The 25,764-nt window shown below is 69.9% G+C and carries 20 protein-coding genes and 1 rRNA gene; 6 read left to right on the forward strand and 15 right to left on the reverse strand.

All coding sequences use genetic code 11. The annotated features are described in order from the left end of the window. Window positions 1-117, forward strand: a 5S ribosomal RNA gene (gene rrf, locus ACFVY3_RS15855). 96 nt (window positions 118-213) lie between these two features. Here the strand turns inward: rrf and ACFVY3_RS15860 are convergent. Beyond that, the gene (locus ACFVY3_RS15860; protein WP_400160450.1) at window positions 214-1,164 is read right to left on the reverse strand and encodes a family 16 glycosylhydrolase; all 951 of its coding nucleotides are present in this window, start codon (window positions 1,162-1,164) and stop codon (window positions 214-216) included. Window positions 1,165-1,490: 326 nt separating this feature from the next. Here ACFVY3_RS15860 and ACFVY3_RS15865 point away from each other — a divergent pair, with 326 nt between their 5' ends. Beyond that, window positions 1,491-2,321 (forward strand): SDR family NAD(P)-dependent oxidoreductase, encoded by an 831-nt coding sequence (locus tag ACFVY3_RS15865; RefSeq protein WP_400160494.1) that lies wholly within the window; start codon window positions 1,491-1,493, stop codon window positions 2,319-2,321. A gap of 63 nt (window positions 2,322-2,384) precedes the next feature. On the opposite strand, the gene ACFVY3_RS15870 is transcribed toward ACFVY3_RS15865, so the two are convergent. From ACFVY3_RS15870 to ACFVY3_RS15905, 8 genes are all read right to left on the reverse strand, one after another. After that, a complete protein-coding gene (locus ACFVY3_RS15870) occupies window positions 2,385-4,205 on the reverse strand; it encodes a putative bifunctional diguanylate cyclase/phosphodiesterase (protein ID WP_400160451.1) in 1,821 nt (606 codons plus the stop codon). A 154-nt stretch (window positions 4,206-4,359) separates the two neighbouring features. Then, window positions 4,360-6,459, reverse strand: coding sequence for an EAL domain-containing protein (locus tag ACFVY3_RS15875; protein WP_400160452.1), 2,100 nt, complete (start codon window positions 6,457-6,459; stop codon window positions 4,360-4,362). Window positions 6,460-6,551: 92 nt separating this feature from the next. Then, window positions 6,552-8,339, reverse strand: a complete 1,788-nt coding sequence (locus tag ACFVY3_RS15880; protein WP_400160453.1) for a putative bifunctional diguanylate cyclase/phosphodiesterase — start codon at window positions 8,337-8,339, stop codon at window positions 6,552-6,554. Between the two features lie 90 nt (window positions 8,340-8,429). Continuing rightward, window positions 8,430-9,800, reverse strand: coding sequence for a UDP-glucose dehydrogenase family protein (locus tag ACFVY3_RS15885; RefSeq protein ID WP_400160454.1), 1,371 nt, complete (start codon window positions 9,798-9,800; stop codon window positions 8,430-8,432). After that, a complete protein-coding gene (locus tag ACFVY3_RS15890) occupies window positions 9,797-10,966 on the reverse strand; it encodes a glycosyltransferase family 4 protein (RefSeq protein ID WP_400160455.1) in 1,170 nt (389 codons plus the stop codon). The genes ACFVY3_RS15885 and ACFVY3_RS15890 overlap by 4 nt, the downstream gene beginning before the upstream one ends. Before the next feature lie 81 nt (window positions 10,967-11,047). After that, window positions 11,048-11,296 (reverse strand): hypothetical protein, encoded by a 249-nt coding sequence (locus ACFVY3_RS15895; protein ID WP_290258814.1) that lies wholly within the window; start codon window positions 11,294-11,296, stop codon window positions 11,048-11,050. 9 nt (window positions 11,297-11,305) lie between these two features. After that, window positions 11,306-12,793, reverse strand: coding sequence for a flotillin family protein (locus tag ACFVY3_RS15900; protein WP_400160456.1), 1,488 nt, complete (start codon window positions 12,791-12,793; stop codon window positions 11,306-11,308). A gap of 186 nt (window positions 12,794-12,979) precedes the next feature. Then, on the reverse strand, window positions 12,980-13,447 hold the full coding sequence (locus tag ACFVY3_RS15905) for a DUF4383 domain-containing protein (protein ID WP_400160457.1): 468 nt from the start codon (window positions 13,445-13,447) through the stop codon (window positions 12,980-12,982). A 131-nt stretch (window positions 13,448-13,578) separates the two neighbouring features. Between ACFVY3_RS15905 and ACFVY3_RS15910 the strand changes: the two genes are divergently transcribed. Further along, a complete protein-coding gene (locus tag ACFVY3_RS15910) occupies window positions 13,579-14,922 on the forward strand; it encodes a DUF6350 family protein (protein ID WP_364136726.1) in 1,344 nt (447 codons plus the stop codon). A gap of 17 nt (window positions 14,923-14,939) precedes the next feature. On the opposite strand, the gene ACFVY3_RS15915 is transcribed toward ACFVY3_RS15910, so the two are convergent. Beyond that, window positions 14,940-15,332, reverse strand: coding sequence for a hypothetical protein (locus ACFVY3_RS15915; RefSeq protein ID WP_400160458.1), 393 nt, complete (start codon window positions 15,330-15,332; stop codon window positions 14,940-14,942). 39 nt (window positions 15,333-15,371) lie between these two features. Between ACFVY3_RS15915 and purN the strand changes: the two genes are divergently transcribed. Then, window positions 15,372-15,944, forward strand: a complete 573-nt coding sequence (gene purN, locus ACFVY3_RS15920; RefSeq protein WP_400160459.1) for a phosphoribosylglycinamide formyltransferase — start codon at window positions 15,372-15,374, stop codon at window positions 15,942-15,944. 69 nt (window positions 15,945-16,013) lie between these two features. Here purN and ACFVY3_RS15925 read toward each other — a convergent pair whose 3' ends face one another. Next, a complete protein-coding gene (locus ACFVY3_RS15925; protein WP_400160460.1) occupies window positions 16,014-17,366 on the reverse strand; it encodes an MFS transporter in 1,353 nt (450 codons plus the stop codon). A 189-nt stretch (window positions 17,367-17,555) separates the two neighbouring features. Between ACFVY3_RS15925 and purH the strand changes: the two genes are divergently transcribed. Next, the gene (gene purH, locus ACFVY3_RS15930) at window positions 17,556-19,241 is read left to right on the forward strand and encodes a bifunctional phosphoribosylaminoimidazolecarboxamide formyltransferase/IMP cyclohydrolase (protein ID WP_290258822.1); all 1,686 of its coding nucleotides are present in this window, start codon (window positions 17,556-17,558) and stop codon (window positions 19,239-19,241) included. A gap of 239 nt (window positions 19,242-19,480) precedes the next feature. Here purH and ACFVY3_RS15935 read toward each other — a convergent pair whose 3' ends face one another. Beyond that, entirely contained in the window at window positions 19,481-20,479 is a 999-nt protein-coding gene (locus ACFVY3_RS15935; protein WP_400160461.1) for a trypsin-like serine peptidase, read from the reverse strand. A 261-nt stretch (window positions 20,480-20,740) separates the two neighbouring features. Between ACFVY3_RS15935 and ACFVY3_RS15940 the strand changes: the two genes are divergently transcribed. Next, a complete protein-coding gene (locus ACFVY3_RS15940; protein WP_400160462.1) occupies window positions 20,741-22,960 on the forward strand; it encodes an NADP-dependent isocitrate dehydrogenase in 2,220 nt (739 codons plus the stop codon). 125 nt (window positions 22,961-23,085) lie between these two features. Here the strand turns inward: ACFVY3_RS15940 and ACFVY3_RS15945 are convergent, their stop codons facing one another. From ACFVY3_RS15945 to ACFVY3_RS15955, 3 genes are all read right to left on the reverse strand, one after another. Continuing rightward, the gene (locus ACFVY3_RS15945) at window positions 23,086-23,703 is read right to left on the reverse strand and encodes an SRPBCC family protein (RefSeq protein ID WP_400160463.1); all 618 of its coding nucleotides are present in this window, start codon (window positions 23,701-23,703) and stop codon (window positions 23,086-23,088) included. Between the two features lie 128 nt (window positions 23,704-23,831). After that, window positions 23,832-24,368, reverse strand: coding sequence for a mucin-associated surface protein (locus tag ACFVY3_RS15950; protein WP_400160464.1), 537 nt, complete (start codon window positions 24,366-24,368; stop codon window positions 23,832-23,834). Continuing rightward, window positions 24,365-25,657 (reverse strand): serine/threonine-protein kinase, encoded by a 1,293-nt coding sequence (locus ACFVY3_RS15955; protein WP_400160465.1) that lies wholly within the window; start codon window positions 25,655-25,657, stop codon window positions 24,365-24,367. Before ACFVY3_RS15955 ends, ACFVY3_RS15950 begins: the two co-directional genes overlap by 4 nt. Window positions 25,658-25,764 lie beyond the last annotated feature (107 nt).

The raw sequence follows: 25,764 nt of genomic DNA on the forward strand, positions 1-25,764 counted from the left end.
TACGGCGGTCATAGCGTGGGGGAAACGCCCGGTCCCATTCCGAACCCGGAAGCTAAGACCCACAGCGCCGATGGTACTGCACCCGGGAGGGTGTGGGAGAGTAGGTCACCGCCGGAACATCATTTAGGTCGAGAGCCTCCAACCACACGGTTGGAGGCTCTCCCACTTTAACCACCAAGGCAAGGTCCAGACAGGGCTCAGACAGGGCGCCGGCTACTCCCACACCCGGACGTAGTCCACCCTCATCGCCCCGGCCTCACCGAGAATCCTCGCACCGCGCCACACCCCGATGTTCAGCAGCAGGTAGTGCGGGCTGACGTTGTCGCTGGTGGCGTAGGAGTGGACCAGTACGCCGTCGTAGTACACCTCGTTGGCACCCGGCTTACGCAGCACCCCGTAGGTGTGATAACCGCCCGCCCAGCACCCGGGAACGATTCGGCTCTTCTTCCACGCCGCAGAGTGGTACACGCTCCACATGTCGCCGGCGAGCGGTTCGGCGATGTCGATCTCCCCGGTAGCGGGATAGGCCTGGCCGGCGGTCCACCAGGCGCCCCAGTTCCTGATGCTGGTCTCACAGGTGCCCGGGAAGAAGATCCGTGCCTCTGCGTAGCCGGTGGTGAACTGGAAGCCGGTGTGCCCGGCCACGCCGTCGTTCGGGTTGGTGGAGAGCAGCGCCCCCGAGGAGACGTCGCTGAGCTGCAGCACGGCCTCGCCGTTGGCGATCCGGACATTGCTGGAACAGGTCTTCACGTTGTTCTTGACGGACTTGAGGTCACAGTCGTCGAACCAGTACGGCGTCCAGGCCGCGGTGTTCAGGGAGTTGAAGTCGTCGTTGAAGACCAGGTTCCAGCTTCCGGGCACACCCACCGGGTTCGGGGGAGGGGGAGCGGCCACTGCCGGGGCGGCCATGGAATCCGCCGCGGGAGCCTTGATAGCTGCGGGGGCGGGCGGCACCACGGCCGGCGCCGCGCCGACGGCCTGGGGCGCGTCCGGTCCGCCGCCGAGCGCGCCGCTCATGGGCGCGGGCGCGTTCGCTCCGGCGTCGCTGGAGACCTCCGGCGGCGGAGCCGCGGCGGGACCCGGCGCGGCGGTGGGCAGGGCGCTGCTGGAAAGCACGGCGGCGGCGACCAGGCAGACGATCCAGGGGACTGAGCGGTGCTTCATGGGACCACCCTCTCGAGGGTGAGGGCAGCGACAGACAGCTGCCGGTGACGGTTTGCCCTGACGACCGGTGTCCCCCCAGTCAGACCGAGCAATGTGAGGGCTGAGCGCACGATGATCCCTTCTCTCGTGTCCGGGCGGGCCCGGTACTCCCACTAGCCTTCAGGCTATGAGCGGATCGGCCCTACGTCAGGCGTACCGACTACTTGCCCCGGTCGGTGGACCTCTTGGATCCACCGCCCGGACTACCTGCCCCGGAACAGCCCAGAAGTCCCGCGCGTTGACTACTCTTGAGTAACACCAGACAGCAGCAGCCACGGGAGGCCACCTTGAGTGCACGGACCATCATCATCACCGGCGCCAGCGACGGGATCGGCGCGTCCGCGGCCCGAACCCTGGCTGCGCAAGGCGAGAACGTCGTCGTCGTGGGGCGTTCCGCCGCGAAAACGGCGCAGATTGCCGGGGAAATAGGTGCCGACCACTTCGTGGCCGACTTTGCCGAGCTGGCCCAGGTCCGCCGGCTCGCCGCGGAGCTGAAGGAGAAGTACCCGCGGATCGACGTGCTGGCCAACAACGCCGGCGGCATCATGGGAAACCGTCAGCTCACCGTGGACGGCCACGAGAAGACCTTCCAGGTCAACCACCTGGCCCCGTTCCTGCTCACCACCGAGCTGCTGGACGTGCTGACCGCCAGCCGCACCAAGGTCATCAACACCTCCAGCGTGGCCAACTCAATCTTCGCCCGCTTCGACATCGACGACCTGGACGCGGCGCGCAAGTACTCCACCAACCGGGCCTACGGTAACGCCAAGCTCGCCAACATTCTCTTCACCAGCGAACTGCACCGCCGCTACCACGAGGCCGGGATCTCGACGGCGGCGTTCCACCCCGGCGGCGTCGCCACCAACTTCGCGGCCGAGTCCACCAGCCCCATGCGCGTCGCGTACACGAGCTTTCTGAAGCGCTTCATGCTGACACCGGAGCAGGGCGCGGACACGCTCGTCTGGCTCGCCAACGGCACCCCGGGCACGGACTGGACCTCCGGCGGGTACTACGCCAAGCGGGCGCTCTCCAAGGCCAACAAGCTGGCGTACGACGGCGTGCTTGCGCGGCAGCTGTGGGACCGCAGCGAGGCCATGGTGGCCCCGAAGGGCAACTGACCCGGGCGACTGACCCGGGCGGCGGGCCTAAACCGGAAGTGGTCTGAGCCGAACCGGAGAGGTCTACCCGGCCGCCTCGACGGTGTCGATGGCGTCCAGGGCGCTGCCCATGGTGCCGGCCAGGTCACTGGCCGGTGCCGGCTTGGCGAACAGGTAGCCCTGCAGCGCGTCGCATCCGAGGTCCATCAGGTACTTGGCCTGCGCGGGGGTCTCGATGCCCTCGGCCGTGACCTTCAGGCCCAGGGCCTGCGCGGCGTTGATCATGGTCCGGAAGAACGGCAGGTGCTCCTTGCCGGTCTTGATCATGGCCACAAAGGAGCGGTCGATCTTGACCTGGTCCAGCGGCAGCTCCCGGAGCCGGCCCAGCGAGGAGTAGCCGGTGCCGAAGTCGTCCATGGCGATCCGGACGCCCGCCTCGCGCAGCTGGTGCAGCTGGCGGATGACGTCCGAGTCGGCGTCGAAGAACACGCTCTCGGTCAACTCGAGCATCAGCTGGCGCGGGTTCACCCCGGTGGAGGCGGCAATGCCGAGCACGTCGCCGGCGAAGTCGCGCTGCTGGAACTGCAGGCCTGAGACGTTCACGGCCACGCTGTAGGCGGCGTCGCCAGCCAGCCAGGGGCGGATCTCGGCGCAGGCCCGGCGCATCACCTCGTCGCCGATCTCCCGGATCAGGCCGCTCTGCTCGGCCACCGGCAGGAACTGGTTGGGCGGCACCAGCTTGCCGTGCCGCTCCCAGCGGGCGAACGCCTCGAACTGGACCACGGCGCCGAGGCCGGGGGAGACCACCGGCTGGTAGTGCACCGAGATCTGGCCCAGCTCCACCGCTTGGCGCAGCCCGGTCTCGCCGCCAGACTGGTGCGTGGGCGTCGCAAGCATCTCCGGCCGGAATTCCAGCCAGGTGTTCTTCCCGGCGGCCTTCGCCGCGCTCAGGGCCGAGTCGGCCTGCCGCAGCAGCTCCGCCCCGTCCTGCGTCTGCGCCGTCCGGGACGCCAGGCCCATGCTCGCCGCCGGCCGGACCGTGGACCCGCCGATCCGTGCCGGGGCGTACAGGGAGTCGGAGATCCGCTTGGCCACCGCGGAGATGCTGTGGCAGTCCGTGAGCAGCACAACGAACTCGTCGCCGCCGAGGCGGGCCACGGTGTCGTGCGGTCGGATGCAGTTCCGCAGCCGGCTGGCGACCTCCACCAGCAGTTCGTCCGCGGCGGAGCGGCCCAGCATGTCGTTGTAGGTGCGGAAGTCGTCCACGTTGATGATCACGACGTCCACGGAGTCCTCGCGGCGCAGTGCCGCGGCCAGGCGCTCGTTGAACAAGGTGCCGTTGGGCAGGCCGGTCAGGGTGTCGCGGAGAACGGCGGCTTTCAGTTGGTCGTCATGTTCCACCGGTGTGAGCCGCGGCAGGACCCCGGTGGTGCCGGGCACCAGTTGGGACTCCAGCGTGCCCGGGCGGCCGGCAACGGCCCGGCCCGGCGCCAGCGGTTCGGGCCAGGCCGTGGTTGCTCGCGGTGCGGCGGCGCGGGCGGAGAGGGCGACGGCGGCCGGGCCTCCGCCGGGAAGCGCGGCGACGGTGAACTCCACCGGGAACTCGGAGGCGTCCGCCCGGCGGCCCCCGCCGGCGAACGCCGGGGCCGAACCGTTGGCGCCGCCGCCGGCGGCGGCGCCGCCGTCGTGCGCTGCGCCGAGCACCCCGGACACGGTGGCGTGCAGGCCCTCACGGGCCGCCTCGGCCAGCAGCAGGCTGTAATCAGCGCCCAGCAACTGGGCCCGGGGGTAGCCGAAGAGCCGCTCCGCGGCGCGGTTCAGGAAGGTGACGGAGCCGTCGGGGGCAAGCAGCAGCAACGCGTCCGGGATGTGGTCCAACACGGTGTGTGCGAATGCTGAGTCCATAGTGGTGCTGTCCCCCCGGAAGCAAGTGTTTCGATGAATATCCGCCCCATCATATGCGCCAGCCGGCATACCAGCCCCGCGCCGCGGCACTTATTTCCAAAGCCCCCGAATGTGTCGTCCGGAGTACCGGACAAGGGGCCGTGGCAGGCCGTCCTTAGTACGCGACGAGCGGTTCCAGCAGCGCCTCGATGGCCTCCACAGACTGGGCCAGCGCCGCCCCGCGCTGCACCCCGGGCGCGGGCCGGGAGAACAGGTAGCCCTGCAGGGCGTCGCACTCATGCTCGATCAGGTACCGGCCCTGGGCGGGCGTCTCGATGCCTTCCGCGGTGACCCGCAGGCCCAGGCTGTGCGCCATGTGGATCATCGAGGTCAGGATGGGCAGCCGCTCTTCGCCGGTGCGGAGCATGGAGACGAACGACTTGTCGATCTTCACCGCGTCCACCGGCAGTTCCTGCAGCCGCCCCAGCGAGGAGTAGCCGGTGCCGAAGTCATCCAGTGCCACGCGGATGCCTGCGGCGCGGAGGTGGCTGAGCTGGGCGATCACGTGCGAGGCCGGGTCGAAGAAGACGCTCTCGGTGACCTCCAGGACCAGCTGGTGCGGGTCCACGTTGTTCCAGGCGGCGATGTCCAGCACCCGTTCGGCGAAGTCCTTGTGCTGCAGCTGCACCCCGGAGACGTTGACGGCCAGGGTCCGGCCCGGATCCTCGGCCAGCCAGGGCTGCAGTTCGGCGCAACTCTGCCGCAGCACCTCCGCCCCGATGTCCCGGATCAGGCCGCTGCGTTCTGCGGTCTGGATGAAGGTGTCCGGTGCCATGATGACGCCGTCGCGCTCCCAGCGGGCCAGCGCCTCGAACTGCACCACCTCACGCCGGTTGGCGGAGACCACCGGCTGGAAGAACACCTTGATCTGGCCCAGTTCCACCGCCTGGCGCAGCCCCGCGGTTAGCTGGGTGCGTTCCATCAGGGTGGCCAGCATCTCCGGCTGGAAGTGCACGTAGCAGTTTTTCCCGGCCTCCTTCGCCGCGTACATGGCGACGTCGGCCCGGCGCAGGAGTTCGGCGGAGGATACTTTGTCCTCGCCGCGCTTGGCCACGCCCAGGCTCAGGCTGGGTCGCAGCAAGGCGCCCTCGATCGTGACCGGGGCGTTGAGGGTCTTCACGATCCGCTGCGCGACGGCGTCGGAGTCCCCGCAGCCTTCCAGCAGCACCACGAATTCGTCCCCGCCCAGGCGGGCCACCGTCCCGTGCGGGCCCACGCAGTTCTGCAGCCGGCGGGAGATCTCGACCAGCATCTGGTCGCCCGCGTGGTGGCCCAGGATGTCGTTGACTTCCTTGAAGTCGTCCAGGTCCAGCAGCAGCACGGCCACGGAGCCGGGGGAGTCCAGCGCGGCGGAGGCCCGCTCGTTGAAAAGCATGCGGTTGGCCAGGCCCGTCAGCGGGTCCTGGAAGGCCAGGGCCTTAAGCTGGTCTGCCTGCTGGGCCAGTTCCTCCAGCGCGCGCCGGGCCTGGTCCTCCGCCACGGTCCTGGACGTGACGTCCCGGAAGTTCCAGATCCGTCCCACCACCTCCCCGGCCACCGTCTGCGGGCGCGAGTCCAGCTCCACCGTGCGGCCGTCCTGGAATTCCAGCACGTCCTGGCTGTGCAGCTCATGGTTGGCGTAGAGCTCGGCCACCTTGGCCTTAAAGCAGTCCGGGTGCTGCAGTTTCGTGGCGATGAACTTCACCAACGCGTAGGCGTCGTTCTCGGCCAGGATCTCCCGCGGCATGCCCCAGAGGCTCAGGTATTGTTCGTTGACGCCGGTGATCTGGCCGGAGTTGGAGACCACCACGATGCCGTCCGCCGTCGTCTCCAGTGTCGCGTCCAGCATGGAAATGGCGTGCCGCCGCCCGGCGTCGGTGTCCCGGTAGGTGGTTTCCCGGACCGCCACGGCCACAGAGGTCCGGGTCCCGGTGCTGACCAGTGAACACGTGAGCTCCAACTGGATCTCGCTCCCGTTGCGGTGCAGCCCGGTCCCGGGGAACGGCTTGATGCCGAAGGTCCTGTCGCCGCCCAGCTGGCCGAGGATGCGCAGGAATCCGCCGCGGTCGTCCTTGGCCAGGAGGCGGGTGTGTTCCTCGCCCACGAGGTCGCAGGCCTCGTAGCCGAAGAGCCGTTCGGCGGCGGGATTGACGTAGGAGATCAGCCCCGAGGTGGTCAGCAGCAGCAGCGCATCCGGACCCTGCGTCAGCAGGGTCTCTGCGAGTCCATGTTCCACGGTGATGCCAGCCCCCAGGCTTTTGATGTCAAGTGCCGCCGGCCGCGCGGTGGCCGACAACTTTCAAGCATCATAGGGCCATGAGAGCCAAATCACAGTAACGGGGACCTCCGGGCCGCGGTGTCGCCGCGCAGGGCGGCCGCGGCCGCCTCCGCCAGGGCCAGGGCCGCGGGCAGATCCGCCGCCGGCTGCGGGGTGGAGAGCATATAGCCCTGCAGTGAATCGCATCCCCGCTCCACCAGGTACCGGGCCTGCTGCAGGGTCTCGACGCCCTCCGCGGTGACGGTCAGGCCCAGGCCGTGGGCCATGCTGATCATGCAGTTGAGGATGGGCAGGTGCTCGGTGCCGGTACGGATCATCTGGACGAAGGACTTGTCGATCTTCAGGGTGTCCACAGGCAGATCCTGCAAGCGGCCCAGGGAGGAGTAGCCAGTGCCGAAATCGTCCAAGGCCACCCGGACGCCGGCGCCGCGCAGCTCCACCAGCTGGCGGTGGACCTGGCAATCGTCGTCGAAGAAGACGCTCTCGGTCACCTCCACCACCAGCTGCCGCGGGTCCACCCCGCACGCGGCAGCGGTGGAGAGCAGCAGCTCCGGGACGTTGCCCTGCTGCAGCTGCACGCCGGAGACATTTACCGCCAGGGACCGGGCCGGGTCCGCGGCCAGCCAAGGCTGCAGTTCCGTGCAGCCGCGCAGCAGCACCTCGGTGCCGATCTCCACCACCAGGCCGCTGCGTTCGGCGGCGGGGATGAACTGCTGCGGCGGCACCAGGACCCCATTGCGCTCCCAGCGGGCCAGCGCCTCGACCTTGACCACGCGGCCAAGGCGGGAAGCGACAATCGGCTGGTAGTGGACGGTGATTTCGCCGCGTTCGACGGCGGCGCGCAGCCCGGCCTCGAGGTCCGCGCGTTCGAGCAGCGCGGTCATCATCTCCGGCTGGAAGCGCAGGTAGCGGTTCTTGCCGGCCGCCTTCGCCGCGTACATGGCGATGTCCGCCCGGCGCAGCAGCTCGGACGCGTCGTAGGCATCGGCGCTGATCGAGGCCAGGCCCAGGCTGAGGCTGGGCCGCAGCATGGACCCGTCCACCCAGAGCGGCTCCTTCAGGGACCCGACGATCCGGGCCGCCGCGGCGTCGGCGTCGAGCGATCCCACCATCAGCACCACGAACTCGTCCCCGCCCAGCCGTGCTACAACGTCGGAGGGGCGGACGCAGGCGCGGAGCCGGCGCCCCACCTCGATCAGCATCTGGTCCCCGGCGTGGTGGCCGTGGATGTCGTTGACTTCCTTGAAGTCGTCCAGATCCAGGAGCAGCACATCGACGGCCGTGCCGCACGGGCCGGCCAGGGCGTGGGCCAGCTGGTCGTTGAAGAGCTGGCGGTTGGAAAGCCCGGTCAGCGGGTCGTTGAAGGCCAGGGAGCGCAGCTGGCCGGCCTGCGCGGCGAGGTCCGCCATGGCCTGGGTGATGCGTTCCTGGTCGCGGCGTGCCTGGCTGACGTCGCGGAAGCTCCAGACCCGGCCGGCCACCCGGTCGCCCACCTTCTGCGGGCGTGAGTAGCGTTCGAAGGTCCGGCCGTCGCGGAAAGACAGCACGTCGTGGCTCTCGGCCTCGGGGTCCGCGTAGAGGGCGGTGACCTTGGCCAGGAATGCCTGCGGGTCCGAGAGCTGGCCCAGGACGAAGCCCATCACGGCCTCGTCATCGCCGGTGTCCACCAGGGCCCGGGGGACGCCCCACATGGAGAGGAACTGGTTGTTGACGGAGCTGATCCGGCCGTCGCCGCTGACCACCAGGATCCCGTCCGCCGTCGATTCGAGGGTGGCCGCGAGCAGCGACATGGCCTCGCGGAGCCGGGCGTCCTCCTCGGAGCGCGTTGAAATGGTCATGCGGCCGAGACCGCGCGACTGTGAGACCGACGTTGGTGCAAAGTAGTTCCTCCCCTCAGTGATCATAGGGGCCGACGACGGTCCCGGCCGTCAGCGGGGCAGCGCGGCGCCGTGTGCAGACCCGGCCCTGGCACGGCCGAGCCCCCGCACCGTCCAGCCGGCCGCGGTCCAGGCCCCGGCGTCGAGCGCGTTCCGGGCATCCAGCAGGACCCGGCGGCGGACCCGGTCCCCGGCAGCCCGCGGGTCCAGGCCCCGGTACCGCTCCCATTCGGTCAGCAGCAGCACCAGCTCGGCGCCGTCGAGGGCCGCGTCCGTGCCGGCCTCGAAGCGCAGCTGCGGGTGGTGCAGCCAGGCGTTGTTGACCGCCGCGGGGTCGGTGACGGTGACGTGGGCGCCGTCGTCGGCGAGCCGTCGGGCGACGTCCAGGGCGGGGGAATCCCGGATGTCGTCGGTGTCCGGTTTGAACGCCGCCCCAAGCACCGTGACCCGGCGTCCGGCCACGCTGCCGCCGCACAGCTCCCGGGCCGCGGCCACCGTCCGGGAGCGCTGGTTGCGGTTGATCCCGTCCACCGTGGCCATCCAGTCGTCCACCGAGTCCACGCCCAGCTCCCGGGCCTGGACGCGGAGCGAGCGGATGTCCTTGGGCAGGCAGCCGCCGCCGAAGCCCAGGCCCGCGTGCAGGTACCGGCCGCCGATCCGAGGGTCCAGGCCCATCGCGGTGCCCAGCTCGGTGATGTCCCCGCCGGCGGCCTCGCAGAGTTCTGCCATGGCGTTAATGAAGCTCAGTTTCGTGGCCAGGTAGGCGTTGGCGGCGGACTTGATCAGCTCGGCCGTGGCGAAGGTGCAGACCAGCCGGGGGATCCCGGCCGTCAGCAGCGGGGCGTAGACCGCGTCCAGGGCCGCGGCGACGGCGGCCGCCGCGCTGTCCGGCTGCTCCGCCGCGTCCGCGCCGCCGGGGACGCCGTACACCAGCCGGTCCGGGACCAGGGAGTCCTTGACCGCGGTGCCCTGGCGCAGGAATTCCGGGTTCCAGCCCAGCAGCACGTCCGGCCGGCCCGCCAGCACGCCGCCGAGCATCTCCACGGTGCCCACCGGGACGGTGGACTTGCCGACGACGGCGGAGCCCGGGGCGAGGAACGGCTGCAGGGCCTCGGTGGCGGCGACCAGGTAGCTGAGGTCGGCGCCGTCGGAGGTCTTCGACTGCGGGGTGCCGACGCAGAGGAAATGCAGCTGTGCCCCGGCGGCGTCGGCGAAGCTGGTGGAGAACGTGAGCCGGCCGTTGGCCCGCCCGTCCCGCAGCAGCTCGTCCAGCCCCGGCTCGTGGAAGGGCGCGGTGCCGCGGTGCAGCTGGGCGACCTTGGCGGCGTCGACGTCGATCCCCACCACGCTGTGGCCCATCGAGGCGAGGGTGGCGGCGTGCACGGCGCCGAGGTAGCCGCAGCCAATCACGGAAATTTTCACAGGGTTGCTCCTCTTCCGGGGCGGGTGGTGGAGGCGGCGCCGGCGGGTGCCGGTACGCCGGTGGAGACGTCGCGGTAATGGGTGACGAGTTCCTCGCCGAGGGCGTGCCAGGTCCGGCCCTGGACCGCCGCGTGGGCGGCCTCTGCGAAGGCCCGGCGCTTGGCGCCGTCGCCGGCCAGGTCCGCCACCCGGGCGCGCAGCCCGGCGAGGTCCCCTGGCTCGTACAGCCAACCGGTGCGGGAGTTCTCCACCAGGTCCAGCGGGCCGCCGCGGCCGGTGGCGACCACCGGCACGCCGGACGCCATGGCCTCCTGGATGGTCTGGCAGAAGGTTTCGAATTCGCCGGGGTGGACGAACAGATCGAAGGACGCCACGGTCCGGGCGAGGTCCTCGCCGCCCAGGAACCCGGTGAACAGGGCGCCCGGCAGCGCCGCCTCGAGGGAGGCCCGCTGCGGGCCGTCGCCCACGATCACCAGCCGGGTGCCGGGGAGGTCCGCCAGCACTGCCAGGTCCTCCACCTGCTTCTCGGCCGCGAGCCGGCCCACGTACCCGATGATGCGCTCGCCGGCCGGGGCGATGGCCGCCCGCCAGCCGTCGTCGCGCTTGGCCGGGTGGAACCGTGCGGTGTCCACGCCCCGGCGCCACATGCTGACCCTGGGGATGCCCCGCCCGCGGAACTGCTGCAGCGCGAAGGTCGAGGGAACCAGGGTCCGGGTGGCCAGCAGGTGGATCTGCTCCACCCGGTTCCACGCCCAGTTCTCCAGGTAGGGGACGCCGTAGCGGGCCGCGTAGCCTGGGACCTCGGTCTGGTAGATGGCCACGGTGGGGATGCCGAGCTGGTGGGCTGCCTGCACCGCCCGCCAGCCCAGCACGAAGGGGGAGGCGAGGTGGACGACGTCGGGCGCGTAGCCGGCAAGGATTCGCTTGACCCGGGCCACGCCTCCCATCGCCACCCGAACGTTGGTGTAGCCGGCCAGGGGGAGCGCGGGGAGCCGGTGGATCCGGGCCCCGTAGACCTCGTTCGGGACGCCGGTGTCCTGTCCGGAGGGGCAGATCACCAGCACCTCGTCACCGCGGGACTGGAGATGCTCCAGGACCCGCAGGATGGAGTGGGTGACCCCGTTCATCTGGGGCAGGAATGATTCGGCGACGAGTGCGATCCTCACCCCTCCACCGTGGGTGCCGCGGCTGACGGCCCGGGGTGGCGGGCGTGGCGTGCGGGGGAAGACTGGGTTAACAGGCGGGGATCAGGGCCGGCTGCCGCCGCGGAGCACGTCGGGGAGTTCGTCCACGTAGACCGTCTGGGGAGGCTCGTAGTAGATCACCAGGACCTCCTCGCCCACCGCGAAGCTGCTTTCCTTGTCGAAGGGGTGGGCGTGGAAGGCGCTGATGCCGCCGCGGAACGGCAGCATCACCTCACCGAGCGTCCCCGGGCCTACCCGGCCGGAGACCCGGCCGATCCGCCCGGTGAGGCTCCGGTCGACGTTCCTGGGCATTCGGCGTTCCTAGCTGCCCGGGGTCGGCTGCTTCGGGGCGGTGCGGCCCTGCGGTCCCGGTGTACCGTCCGCCCGGGTGCCGTCCGCCCGGGCGCCGTCGCGGCCGTTCTTCAGCGAGCTCCGCAGCGCCGGGAGGTAGTCGCCCACCTGGGCGAGGATGCCACCGACCATCCGGTTCAGGCCTTCGCCGCCGTTGAGCACCGTCAGCTGCCCGACGTGCGCGAACGGCTCCGCGGCCGCGGCGACAATGCCGGGCATGTTCTCCGCGAGTTGCTGGGAGATGACCGCGTCCTGGTTGGTGCCCAGGGCCTCGCCCCGGGCCTTGATGCCCTCTGCCTCGGCGAGGGCCTTGGCCTTGATGGCCGACGCCGCCGCGTCACCGCGGGCCTTCGTGGCCGCTGCCTCCGCCTCGCCGGTCACCCGGGTGGCGCCTGCGGCGGCGGCCGCGGCGTTGGCGTTGGCCTGCGCCTGCAGCTCGGTGCGCCGGGCGTTGGCCTGGGCCTCGAGTTCGGTGCGGCGGGCCAGGGCCTCGGCGGCGCTGATGTCCGCGGACTTCTGGCCCTCCGCCTCGGTCCGTTTGGCGTAGGCCTTCGCGTCCGCGGGTTTGCGGATGGTGGTCTGCAGCTTCTGCTCCTCCCGGTCGGCCTCCAGCTTGGCCACCTCGGTCTCCTGCACCACCACCTGCTGCCGGGCGGTGGCGTCAGCGAGTGGCCCGGCCTGGGCGGCGTTGGCGCGGGCGCGTTCGGCGTTGGCCTGCGCCTCGGATTGCTTGATGGCGGAGAGGCTCTGGGCGTCCGCGATCTGCGCGGCGGCCTCGGCCTCCCGTTCCGCGGCCTCCCGGTTGCGGGTGGCCTCGGCGATCCGGGCCTCCATCTTGACCTGGGCGATGTGCGGCTTGGCGATGTTCTGGATGTAGCCGGTGGGGTCCTGCAGGTCCTTGATCTGCAGCGAGTCCACCACCAGGCCCAGCTTCTCCATCTCCACGCCGCTGGCGCTGCGGACCTGGGAGCCCAGCTTGTCCCGCTCGCGGATGATCTCCTCCACGGTCATGCTGCCGATGATCGAGCGCAGGTGGCCCTCGAAGACGTTGTAGACCTGGCTCTGCATCTTCGGCTGCTGGCCGAGGAAGCGGCGGGCCGCGTTGGCGATGAAGGGCGGTGCGTCGCCGATCTTGTAGATCACCACGCCCTCCACGATCACCTGGATGCCCTGGGAGGTCACGCAGGAGACCTTCAGTTCGGTCTCGTTCAGGGTCAGGGAGAGCGCCCGGACCGTCTGGAGGCCGGGCACCACCAGCGCGCCCTTGCCGGTGACGATCTTGAAGTCCATGCCGTCCCGGGTTTCCAGCGTCCCCCGGGTCAGGCCGGAGATGATGAGCGCCTCATTCGGCTCCGCCACCTTCCACATCAGCTTCACCGCCACCCAGACGAGGGCGACGACGACGATCACCCCCGCGACGACGGCGAAGAACGGGATGAGGGACGTGAGATCAGGCATGGCCAACCTTTCGCGACGGTGCGTCAGGCCAGTCTGGGGTGACGGCGCCGGGTAAGTCCAGCATTTGGGCAAAAGAAGGCTGGTGCGGGCTTCGGGACGCTGCCCGGGCCCGCACCAGCGGGTACTACGACTTATCGGATTAGTTGAACTCGCTCCTCATTCGCGGCTCCCTTTCCCGGTGGTGGTTTACCGGGTATCTGCGTCTTCGGCCAGGTGCCGTGAGAGCAGCCAGCCGGCGCCAATCATTGCCACGCCCAGCACCATGTGGGTCCAGTTATCCATGGTGTTGAAGGCCAGGAAATTGGCCGCCGAGCCGACGCCCACGATCAGCCCGTAGACGGCGAAGATGATGTACAACAGGCCAAATCCCATGAGGTAATTCCGGGCTCCCATGCTGTTGCGGGACATGATGTAACCGGTCCCGCCGATCGCGAACTGGACGATGTTCAGCAGCATCGACACCTGGAACAGATTGAGGAACATGGCGTTCGAATCCGGTCCGAGGAACCGGAGTTCGCCGTAGTGCGTGGTGATGCCAGGGATGAATCCCAGGACACCCACGGCCATGAGGACAATACCCACACCCATGCCGACGTTCTGGACGTCTGTCCGTCCGAAATGGACGCCGTGTGCATGTGGGGATGCGGTAGTCATTTTCTGCCTCCAACCACTGATTGCGGACAGTTCAATTTTACGGCGGAGGGGCCAAAAAAGCGCCGGGAATCCGGCCCCCGACGCCTGTCGGATCCCGGCTCGGAGGCCGCCGCGTGGCACGATGGATCACGATGAAACTGCGCGCTGATCAGACCGGGGACCGTGGCCTTCCGATGCCGTTATGGCTGCAGGGGGCACTCGAGTCCGCACAAGCCGCGGTGATCTCCGCGCTGGTGGTGATCGCGCCGATCGTGGCCGTCTGGGCCGGCGACGGTTTCCGCGAGAGCGGTTTCGAGTTCCTGGCCCGACTGGCCGGGCAGGCCTGGCTGCTGATCCACGGCGTCCCGCTGCTGCTGAACGGGGTCGGGGCCGACGCCGCCGCCCGCCCGGACTCCGGCACCCTCACCCTGATCCCGCTGGGCCTGACCCTCATCCCGTTCCTGCTCGCCTGGCGGGCCGGCCGCCGGCTGGCCCGGGCCTCCTACACGGACCAGCTCTGGCAGGCACTCGTCGGGTCCTGGCTGACCTACGCCGCGTTCGGGTTCGCCACCGGCTTCCTCTGCCGCACCGCCGAGGTGGGGGTGAGCCTCTGGGCCGCCTCCGCCGTCCCGCTGATTCCCTACGCCCTCGGCATGGTCGTGGGCGCGCGCCGCGAGGCCGGGTCCTGGAGCCGGCTGATCGGCGTCGACGCCGTGGCCTGGATCAGCCGCACCAGCCAGCACTCTCGCTGGGCCGGTTCCTACCTGGGCTCCGCCATCAAGGCCGGGTTCGTCGCCGTGATGGCCACCCTGGCGATGGCCGCGGCGCTGCTGGCCGTGGACCTGCTGATCCACTGGAACCTGATCATCGACGTCTACGAGGGCCTGAATGCCGGGCCGGTGGGCGGGGCTGCCCTGACCATCGCGCAGCTGGGCTACCTGCCCAACATGGTGGTCTTCGCCCTCGCGTGGGCCTCCGGGGCAGGCTTCGCCCTCGGTATCGGCTCCCAGGCCGGGCCGCTGGCCACCGCCGTCGGGCCGCTGCCGTCCATCCCCGTGTTCGCGGCCCTGCCCTCCGGCCCCCTGGACTACGCCCTCGTGGCGCTGGTGGTCCCCGTCCTGGCCGGAGCCCTGGCCGGCTGGTGGTTCCTGCGCGAGGGGGAGAACCACTTCGACGAATGGCTCTCCATCAAGGTCAAGGCCCGCTGGTTCACCGCCACCTTCTCCACGCTGGTCCTCGGCGCGCTGATCGGCGTCGTGGCCGGGGCGCTCGCGGCCGGGCTGGCGTGGCTGGCCCGCGGTTCTGCCGGGATCGGGCGGCTGACGGACATCGGGCCGGACCCGGTGGTGACGGCGCTGTTCGTCGCCTCCGAGGTGGGCGCCGGCGTCGTCATCGGCTACGCCGCGGGGCCGTGGCTGGAACGCCGGCAGCGGCTGCAGGAAGCTGACCTCTCGGCGTCGACCGCCTCTTCGTCCTCGTCAGCCCGGAGCAACTGAGCCCGGACGCGGGTGTCCTAGCGGAGCGGGGCCGGCAGGGATTTCTCCAACGTCACCCGGCAGGTGGAGGCCGCCTGCTCGGTCAGGGCGTGCCGCGCGCACTGCTGGTAGTCGCGGATCTGGGTGTAGAACACTGAACTGACCAGCAGCATCAGCACCATTACGGTGGAAACCACCAGCCCGGAGATCGTCCCGAAGAGCACCATCCGGGACTCCCGGAGTTTCAGGGCCCGCACCAGCAGGACGACGCCGAGCACCACCGCGCAGAGGGTGAGCAGCGCGGCCAGCCACAGGTAGGCGACGTCGAGCTGGAAGACGAAGAACGAGCCCAGGACCACGACGATAAAAGCGCGGAAGAGGTTCAATGTTCGCAGCCGCGACTCGGCCTTACCGCCCTGGGGAAAACTCATGGTTTCCAGCGTACGCGAGCGGCCGCCTAAGCTAAGTCAATGCGCATCGTAGTCCTTGTTTCCGGCACCGGTTCGAACCTGCAGGCCGTCATCGACGCTGTCCGGGCCGGTGACCTGGACGTGGAGCTTGTCGCGGTCGGCGCGGACCGTCCCGGGACCTACGGAGTGGAGCGCTCGGCCGCCGCGGGGATCCCCACCTTCGTGGTGGACTTCAAGGCCTACCCGGACCGCGCGGCCTGGAACACGGCCCTGACCGAGGCCGTCGCCGCGTTCCGGCCCGACGTCGTCGTCTCCTCCGGGTTCATGCGGATCGTCAGCGCCGACTTCATCGCCGCGTTCGACGGCAAATACCTCAACACCCACCCCGCGCTGCTGCCTGCCTTCCCCGGCGCGCACGGGGTCCGCGACGCCCTCGCGTACGGGGTCAAGGTCACCGGCTGCACGGTGCACTGGGCCGACGCCGGCGTGGACACCGGCCCGATCATCGCCCAGGAGGCAGTCACCGTGGAGGACGGGGACACCGAGGAGACCCTGCACGAGCGGATCAAGACCGTGGAACGGCGCCTGCTGGTGTCCACCCTCCGCGACCTCGCCGCCGCCGGGCCGAACTAACTCGCAGCATCGGTCGTTTTGGCGCCTCAAAACGGTCCCAGCTGCGAGCTAGTTGGGGAGGTGCGGGCGTCAGTCCAGCCGGCGCTGCTTGGTCTCCGGGGCGAAGAACGCCATCCACAGCACCGCGACCAGCACCAGCCCGCCGGCCAGGGCGAACGAGGTGGCCAGTCCCAGCTGCGGCCAGAGCACCGCCGCGAACAGCAGCGGCCCGAAGCCGGCACCTATCCGGGAGAAGGTCGAGGCCCAGCCGAAGCCGGTGCCGCGCAGCTCGGTCGGGTATAGCTCGGAGACGTAGGCGTACAGCACCGGGATGGCCACCTGCACCACGAACCCGAACAGCAGCAGCCAGAACACGGCGGCCGTGGGGATGTCCACGACGACGGCGACCACCACCAGGATGAGGGCCGAGAGCGGGCCGGTGACCGCCAGGATCCATTTGCGTCCCGTCCGCTCCACCAGCAGGGCCGCCACCACCACGCCCAGCAGCCCGACGGCGGCCATCGAGGCCGTGGTCAGGAACGCCTTGTACTCCTCAAATCCGGCGCCGATCAGGATCCGCGGCATCCAGGTCAGGGACAGGTAGTAGACCAGCAGGATCGAGAAGAACAGGGCCCAGGCCGCGGTGGTGATCTTCCAGTCGTAGCGCCACAGCGCCCGCAGCTGGGTCCAGGCGCTGCCGGCGGAGAGCCGGGGGACGTCCTGCGGCTCGGGCAGGCTGTACGCCCGGGCCTGCCCGCCGGTGGCCGCCACCAGGGAATCGATCACGGCGGCCGCCTCCTCGCGGCGGCCCTTCCGGATCAGGAACAGCGGCGACTCCGGGACGCTGCGGCGGACCCAGACCACCAGCAGCGCAGGCAGCACCATGATCAGCATGGTCAGGCGCCAATCCGCGAACGCTGCCACCAGCCCGGCGGAGACGAAGCCGCACAGCGCGGCCCCCACCGGCCACCAGCCGTCCATCGCGGTGAGGACCCTGCCGCGCTGCTTCCGCGGCGTGAACTCACCCACCAGCGCGTAGTCCACCGGGATGCAGCCGCCCAGGCCGAACCCGGCCAGGAAGCGGAACACCACGAACCAGGTGAAGTCGGGGGAGAAGGCGCCGAGCACCGTGAAGACGGAGAAGATCAGCAGCGTGGCCGAGAAGGCCTTCTTCCGGCCGATGGTGTCCGCGATGGTGCCCCAGACGAAGGCGCCGAGGGCCATGCCGATCAGGTTGGAGGTGCCGATCCACGCGGCGTCCCCGGGGCCGAGTGACCAGTGCTTGGACAGCAGCGGGATGAGGATCCCGTTGAGAGTGACGTCCCAGGCGTCGAACATGAAACCCAGCCCGCCGATCAGGAAAATGCGGCCCTGGACCCTCCACCGCCACGGCAGTTCCTGGACCACCTGTTCGCCGCTGGGCACCGTGGTGTATGTGTTCATATCTGGCCTCCTGCAGGAAACTCTACGTGCCCGGACCGACGGCCGGGGAGGTCGCCGTCCCCGGCACGCGGGGCCGCTTCACACTCGGCCCGGACGGCGGCTCCGGGAGGGGGAAGTCCGGGGCGACGCGATAAACTGGCCGCATCCCCACCCGCCGCGGCCGCGCCGCGATATAAGACGGAGACTTTTGTGAGCTTTACGCAGCATGAGCGTGTGTCCATCGACCGTGTCCCCATTCGCCGGGCCCTCATCTCGGTCTACGACAAGACCGGCCTGGAGGAGCTCGCCCAGGGCCTGCACAACGCCGGCGTCCGGATCGTCTCCACCGGCTCCACCGCCAAGAAGATCGCGGCTGCCGGGATTCCCGTGCAGGAAGTCGAGGAAGTCACCGGCTCCCCGGAAATGCTGGACGGCCGCGTCAAGACGCTGCACCCGCGCGTTCACGGCGGCATCCTCGCCGACCGCCGCGTTCCCGCCCACATGAAGACCCTCGAGGACATGGCCATCGAGCCCTTCGACCTCGTCGTCGTGAACCTCTACCCGTTCGTGGAGACCGTGAAGTCCGGTGCCGCGCAGGACGACGTCGTCGAGCAGATCGACATCGGGGGCCCCGCCATGGTGCGCTCGGCCGCGAAGAACCACGCCGCCGTCACGATCGTGGTTGATCCGGCCGCCTACGGTTCGGTCGTGGAAGCTGCCGCCGCCGGCGGCTTCGACCTGAAGACCCGCCGCCGGCTGGCCGCGAAGGCCTTCGCGCACACCGCGGCGTACGACACCGCCGTCGCCACCTGGACCGCCAGCCAGTTCCTGGACGAGGACGGCGACGGCGTCATCGACTGGCCCGCGTACGCCGGCCTGGCGCTGGAACGGTCCGAGGTGCTGCGCTATGGCGAGAACCCGCACCAGCAGGCCGCCCTCTACGTGGACAAGGCCGCCCCGGCCGGCATCGCGCAGGCCGACCAGCTGCACGGCAAGGCCATGAGCTACAACAACTTCGTCGACGCCGACGCCGCCCTGCGCGCCGCGTTCGACTTCGACCAGCCCGCCGTCGCGGTCATCAAGCACGCCAACCCGTGCGGCGTGGCCGTGGGCTCCGCCGACGCCGCGGACCCGATCGCCGACGCCCACGCCAAGGCCCACGCCTGCGACCCGGTCTCCGCCTTCGGCGGCGTGATCGCGGCCAACCGCACCGTCACCGCGGGCATGGCCCGGACCGTGGCCGGCATCTTCACCGAGGTTGTCATCGCCCCAGGCTTCGAGGATGAGGCGGTGGAAATCCTCTCCAAGAAGAAGAACATCCGCCTGCTGACCCTGCCCGAGGGCTACGGCCGCTACCCGACCGAGTTCCGCCAGGTCTCCGGCGGCATGCTGGTCCAGGCCACGGACAAGGTCGACGCCGACGGAGACAACCCCGCCAACTGGACCCTCGCCGCCGGTGAGGCCGCCGACGAGAGGACCCTCGCCGATCTCGCCTTCGCCTGGACCGCATGCCGCGCGGCCAAGTCCAACGCCATCCTGCTGGCCGCCGACGGCGCCGCCGTGGGCATCGGCATGGGACAGGTCAACCGGCTCGACTCCTGCCGCCTCGCCGTCGAACGGGCCAACACCCTGGGCGTCTCCGTGGAGTCGGATGTCGACGGCGCCGGCGGGGCGTCCAATGCCGATGCCACCAACGCCCCGGAGCGGGCCCGCGGTGCCGTCGCGGCGTCCGACGCGTTCTTCCCGTTCGCCGACGGACTGCAGATCCTGATCGACGCCGGCGTCCGCGCCGTCGTCCAGCCCGGCGGCTCCGTCCGGGACGAGGAAGTCATCGCCGCGGCCAACGCCGCCGGCATCACGATGTACTTCACCGGCGCCCGCCACTTCTTCCACTAGGAATTCCCGCCCGGGAGACCGGGCGGCCCTGGACCCTGGATAAGACCCGGCATAAGAACAGCGGCCGTGCCCTTCCCCGACGGGAAGGGCACGGCCGCTGTTTGTTATGCCGGGGAACGACGCCGGACGCGGGAACGCGGGGTCCCGGTGCCGGCCTGTCGAGGGGGATGGCCGGCGGTGGAACCCCGCGTTGCCCTGTTTTCCTTTCCCTGGGGCGCGGATAGTTGGGGAGTGGGTGCCTAGGAGGCTGCGGCGGTGCTGTAAGCCTGCTGGATGACCGAGCCCCAGTACGGGCCGTACATGGTGGTGGAGTTGCTGCCGTAGCCGTAGCTGTTGATCGAGTTCTGGTAGCCCGAGGAGCTGGTGCCGATGAACCACGGGCCGCCGGAGGAGCCGCCGGTCATGTTGCACGGGATGCCCTGGGTGTTGAACTGCGGGTTGTAGGGATCGTTCTTGGCGGTGCCGCTGCAGCTCTTGAGCGATTCGCCGTTGAACGGGGCGGCGGCCGGGTAGCCGAAGGACTTGTAGCTCAGGCCGCGGGCGGCGTTGAACTGCACACCGGAGGCGCCGACGACGTCGGAGAGGGTCTTCCCGTTGAGGGTGTTCATCACGGCGAAGCCGGTGTCGTAGGTCATGTCGCCGCCGGAGCTCCACTGGGTGGGGGTGTAGAGGGCCTTGGCCGTCCACTTCCCGTAGGGTGCCGAGCCGTTGAGGTAGGCCGGGACGAAGGTGAAGTTGGTGGCGAAGGCGCCCGGGCCCTCGTTGACGCAGTGTCCGGCGGTGGACACCGTGCTCTTGTTCGCCGAGGTCACCGAGTTGCCGGAGCAGACGTAGTTGGCGCCGGCCAGGGTGAAGAAGACCTTGCCGATGTGCGGGACGGGGTTCTCGCTGGCGTTGGCCTTGGTCTGGACCTGCTTGGACTGCAGCGTCGGGGTGGTTCCCTCCACCTTCGCCGGCGCACCCACCTCAACGGGCTTGCCCGCGTCGGCCTTCGCGGCGCCGCGGTTCACGGCCTTAGTGGCCAGCACGTCGCCGGGGATCGCGTTGCGCATCCGTTCGGGCGTCCAGTAGTCCGCGGCGGCGGCCTCGGTCACGGTGTGGCTGGCCACGTCCGGAGTGCCCTCCGCGCGTCCGGCGCCGCCGGGGGAGGCGGTGGCGCTGCCGGCGGCGACGACGGCGAGCAGGGCTGCGGCGGAGAGGCTGAGCAGGCTGGTGCCCAGGGATTTGCGTGTGCGCATGGGGATCCTTTTGCGTGCGGGTGCGGTGCGGCCCTCGGGGACGGGCCGCGGTGATGGCATCGAACCTACGGCACTATGACGAACCTGTAAAGCATGTTGTCAAAACTTGTCATATCGATTTTCGGCCGCTACCCGCCGTCGTGCCCGCTTCACCTGACTGCCGCCGGCCGTCCCGAACAAGCGCCGAGGCCGCCACCTCGGGTAAGTTAGAGCCGTTGAGATAACAAAGATTTCCGCAGACTTTCAGGGAGACGCCCAAGCATGGCCAAGATTATCTATACCCACACCGACGAAGCGCCGATGCTGGCTACCTATTCGTTCTTGCCGATCATTGAGGCCTACGCCTCGACGGCCGGTGTGGAGGTAGAGACCCGCGACATTTCGCTTGCCGGCCGCATCATCGCCGTCTTCGGCGACTACCTCACCGAGGACCAGCGCATCGGCGACGCGCTCGCCGAACTCGGCGAACTCGCCAAGAAGCCTGAAGCCAACATCATCAAGCTGCCGAATATCAGCGCCTCCGTGCCGCAGCTGAAGGCCGCCATCGCCGAGCTCCAGGGCCAGGGCTACGCCCTCCCGGACTACCCGGACAACCCGGCCTCGGACGAGGAGACGGACATCCGCTCCCGGTACGACAAGATCAAGGGCTCCGCCGTGAACCCGGTGCTGCGCGAGGGCAACTCGGACCGCCGCGCGCCGCTGTCGGTGAAGAACTACGCGCGCCAGAACCCGCACAGCATGGGTGCCTGGACCCCTGAATCCAAGACCAACGTGGCCCACATGGAGGCCGACGACTTCCGCTCCAACGAGAAGTCCGTGGTGATCCCGGCCGATACCAACCTCAAGATCCAGCTGGTCAAGGAAGACGGCACCGTCAAGGTCCTGAAGCGTGCCTTCCCGGTCCTGGCCGGCGAGGTCATCGACGGCACCGTGATGCGCGCCGCCGCCCTGGACGAGTTCCTCAAGGCCCAGGTGGCCCGCGCCAAGGAAGAGGGCGTGCTCTTCTCCGCTCACCTCAAGGCCACCATGATGAAGGTCTCCGACCCGATCATCTTCGGCCACGTGGTCAAGGCCTACTTCGCCGACCTCTTCGCCACCTACGGCGAGCAGATCGCCGCCGCCGGCCTTAGCCCGAACAACGGCTTGGCCTCCATCCTCAACGGCCTGGAGGACCTCCCCGAGGAGATCCGCGGCGACGTCGAGGCCGCCATCACCAAGGGCCTCAACGAGGGCCCCGAGCTGGCCATGGTCGACTCGGACAAGGGCATCACCAACCTGCACGTCCCCTCCGACGTGATCGTGGACGCCTCCATGCCGGCGATGATCCGTAGCTCCGGCCACATGTGGGGCCGCGACGGCCAGGAGGCGGACACCCTCGCCGTCCTGCCGGACAGCAGCTACGCCGGCATTTACCAGGTGGTCATCGATGACTGCCGCGCCCACGGCGCCTTCGACCCCACCACCATGGGCACCGTCCCGAACGTCGGCCTGATGGCCCAGGCCGCCGAGGAGTACGGCAGCCACGACAAGACCTTCGAGATCACCGCCGCCGGCACCGTCCAGGTGGTCGACGACGAGGGCACCGTCCTGATCGAACACCAGGTCTCCCCGGGCGACATCTGGCGCGCCTGCCAGACCAAGGACGTGCCGATCCGCGACTGGGTCAAGCTGGCCGTCACCCGCGCCCGCGCCTCCGCGACCCCGGCCGTGTTCTGGCTGGACAAGACCCGCGCGCACGACGCACGGATGATCGCCAAGGTCGAGGAATACCTCAAGGACCACGACACCGAGGGCCTGCAGATCGAGATCATGTCCCCGGAGGAGGCCACCGCCTTCACCCTGGAGCGCATCCGCAAGGGCGAGGACACCATCTCCGTCACCGGCAACGTGCTCCGTGACTACCTCACGGACCTGTTCCCGATCCTCGAACTGGGCACCAGCGCCAAGATGCTCTCGATCGTTCCGCTGATCAACGGCGGCGGCCTGTTCGAGACCGGCGCCGGCGGTTCCGCCCCGAAGCACGTCCAGCAGCTGCTCAAGGAAAACCACCTGCGCTGGGACAGCCTGGGCGAGTTCCTGGCCCTGGCCGTGAGCTTCGAGCACCTGGCCACCACCACCGGCAACGCCCGCGCCCAGATCCTCGCGGACACCCTGGACCGCGCCACCGGCACCTTCCTGCTCGAGGACAAGTCCCCGAAGCGCAAGGCCGGCGAGCTGGACAACCGCGGCAGCCACTTCTACCTGGCCAAGTTCTGGGCCGACGAGCTGGCACGCCAGAGCGACGACGCCGAACTCGCCCAGGCCTTCGCCGAGGTCTCCAAAACCCTCAACACCGACGAGGAAGCCATCGTCGGCGAGCTGCTGGCCGTCCAGGGTTCCCCGGTGGACCTCGGCGGCTACTACCGCCCGGACGAGGCCAAGGCCTCTGCCGTGATGCGTCCCTCCGCCACCTTCAGCAAGGCCCTGTCCCTGCTGGGCTAGGCACCTGAGGCGATAAACGCCGACGGCGCACCGGGTGTCCGGTGCGCCGTCGGCGTTTAAGCTGTTGTTTTTCGCGCCCGCTACTGGTCGCCCGCTGCTGGTCGTCCGCCGTTAGTCGTCCGCCGCTAGTCGTCGGCGCGGCGTCCGCCTGCGGCGGTGGCGTCGTCCGCGTACGCTGCGGGGCCGGTCGCCGGCTCCGTGGCCAGGTCCGGGTCGGTGTTCTGCGGAGCGCCCGTGCCGATCACGTCGTAGTCCGGGTCCGTCACCGGGGTCAGCCCGGAGTCGACCTCCCCATTGTTGACGCGTTCCCGCCAGGCGCCGGTCTCGAAGTCCCGGTCCTCGATGAACTTCTTGAACCGCTCCAGGTCTGCGGCCACCTGCCGGGAGTCGAGCCCGGCGGCTGCGCCGAGCTTCTCCACGGCACCCTCGGGCTCCCAGCTGAGCTCCACGTCGACCCGCACGGAGCCCGGCGTGAGCTCGGTGAAGCGCACCGTGCCGGCGTTTCGCGGGGCGTCGATGCTCTCCCACGCCACCAGCCGGTCCGGTTCCTGCGCCGTGATCCGGGCATCGTAGGCGCGCTGGACGCCCCTGATGCTGGTCTCGAAGTGGACGGTGGTGTCATCGAGCTGCCGGACGCTGTCGACGCCCGTCATGAACTGGGGAAAATCCTCGAACTGGGTCCACTGGTTGTAGGCCTGCTTGACGGGGACGTTGACGTCGATGGATTCCTGCACTGTTGCCATGCGCTCTGTACTCCTCTGGTCGGATAAAGCCCGGCTCTCTGCGGCCTGATTCACAAGCTATCCGCAACGGGGCATCCGGCAAAGTCCGCGCACGAAGGCCGGTCCGGCGTCGGCAAAGTCCGGCGGCCCTAGCCGCCCTTCTTGCCGCCCTTGGCCTTACCGGGTCCCTGCTGCTGTGCCTGCTGGGCAGCCTGTTGCTGTGCCTGCTGGGCGGCGGCCTGGTCTGCGGCGGCTTGGTCCGCGGCCGCCTTGGCCGCCGCGTCGCGGGCGGCCTGCGCGGCCTTCTCCTCTTCCGCGGCCTTGGCGGCTGCATCCTTGGCGGCCTGCTGCTGGGCGATCCGGGTGTTCAGGTCGTTCCGGACGGCGTCGATGGAGGATTTGATGCTCTGGTGCCGCTTGAAGGAGACCTTGCCGTCCGCGGCGGCGGTGTCCAGGGCGGTGGTCAGTTCATCCAGCTGTTTCAGGGCGCCTGGGGAATCGTCGGCGGCCGCGGCCTGGGTGACGGCGAGGACGCGCGACTGCAGCTGGCCGGCTGCGGCGGCGTCCAGGTCGGGGGCGACGGAGGCGCAGCCCGCCAGCGCGCCTGCCCCGACGATCAGGGCCAACGCGGCGCCGGCGACACGGCGGTTCACGCGGCGCGCGCCAGTGAAAGACAGTCCGGTCATGGGTTCACGCTTTCCTGCAGCTGTTTCAGGTGCTCACCGATGTCGCCCGTCACTGCCGGGTACGGGACCGGCGGCGGTGCGGCGGGCGCCGCGGTCAGGGAGAGCACCACGGCGGCGGCAACCGCGAGCAGCACGACGACGGCGAGGCCCAGCAGGAGCTTGGCCCGCCGGCCCAGCGGCCGCCGGGCGGCGCCCCGGCCCGCCACTGCTGAGAGACCCGGCCGGGAGGTGGGCAGTGCGGCAGTCGACGGGATGGGCGGCAGCGCGGCGGTACCCGGCGTCGTAGTCCGCGCCGTCGAGGCTGCGTCTGAACCCGCGGCCGCACCCTTGCCCGCATTCCGCGACCAGCCCCGGGCCGGACCCCTCGCTGACCTGGGCGGCCGGGCAGGGGGCGCGGGCAGCACGCGGGTCTGCTGCTCGGCCAGCGGGCCGGGCAGGTGATCCGGGGAGACCAAGGCCTGGCGCAGGACGGGCTCGAGGTCGGCGGCGGCCGGGCGTTCCAGCGGGTCCAGTGCCGTCATGGCACGGATGAGGCTGGCCCAGGCGGCGGGGACGTCGTCGGGGATGGCGGGGGCCCGGTGCAGCCGGGCGACCGCCGATTCGACGGCGCTTCCCGGGTATTCCACGGTGCCCTTGATGCACTCCAGAAGCACCAGGCCCAGGGAGTAGATGTCGCTCGCCGGGCCCATGTCCGCGCCGCGGGCCTGTTCGGGGCTGAGGTAGGCGGCGGTGCCCACCATCGTCCCGGTGGCGGTGAGGCGGGTCCCGTCGGCGATCCGGGCGATGCCGAAGTCGGTCAGCTTGGGCCGGAGCGGCTCGCCCGGCCGGGTCCGGACCAGCAGGACGTTGGCGGGTTTGAGGTCCCGGTGGATGATGCCGAGGGAGTGGACGTAGGCGAGGGCGTCGGCCAGGCCGGCGCCGATCACGGCCACCTCGTCCAGGGGGAGCGGGCTGTGCCGGATGCGGGTGCGGAGGTCCTGTCCGTCCACCAGTTCCATGGTCAGGAACGGGCGGGGCTCGTCCGGGAGGCGGGTGTCGGTGCCGGCGTCGAAGAGGGTGACCAGGCCGGGGTGGTTGAGGGTGGCCAGTAGCTCGATTTCGGCCTGCTGCCGGCGGAGTTCGTCGGCGTCGGAGGCCTGGGGTGCGAAGAGCTTCAGCGCTACGTCGCGGCCCAGGTTCTCGTCCCTGGCGGTGTAGACCGAAGCCATTCCGCCCCGGCCGATGACCTCTCCCAGTCGGTAGCGGCCGCTGAGAATCTCGGCCGTGACCTCGTTGGGCGACGTGTCCACGGGTACCCCCTGTTGCTTCCGACGCCGCGGTGGCGTCCTAAGGAAATGATACGGGTATGGGTATCGCGGTTCGGCGCGGGGACGGAATGGCCCCCATGGTGGTGCTG

This window comes from Arthrobacter sp. BPSS-3 (assembly GCF_044628475.1).
In the GTDB taxonomy this organism is placed as follows: domain Bacteria; phylum Actinomycetota; class Actinomycetes; order Actinomycetales; family Micrococcaceae; genus Arthrobacter.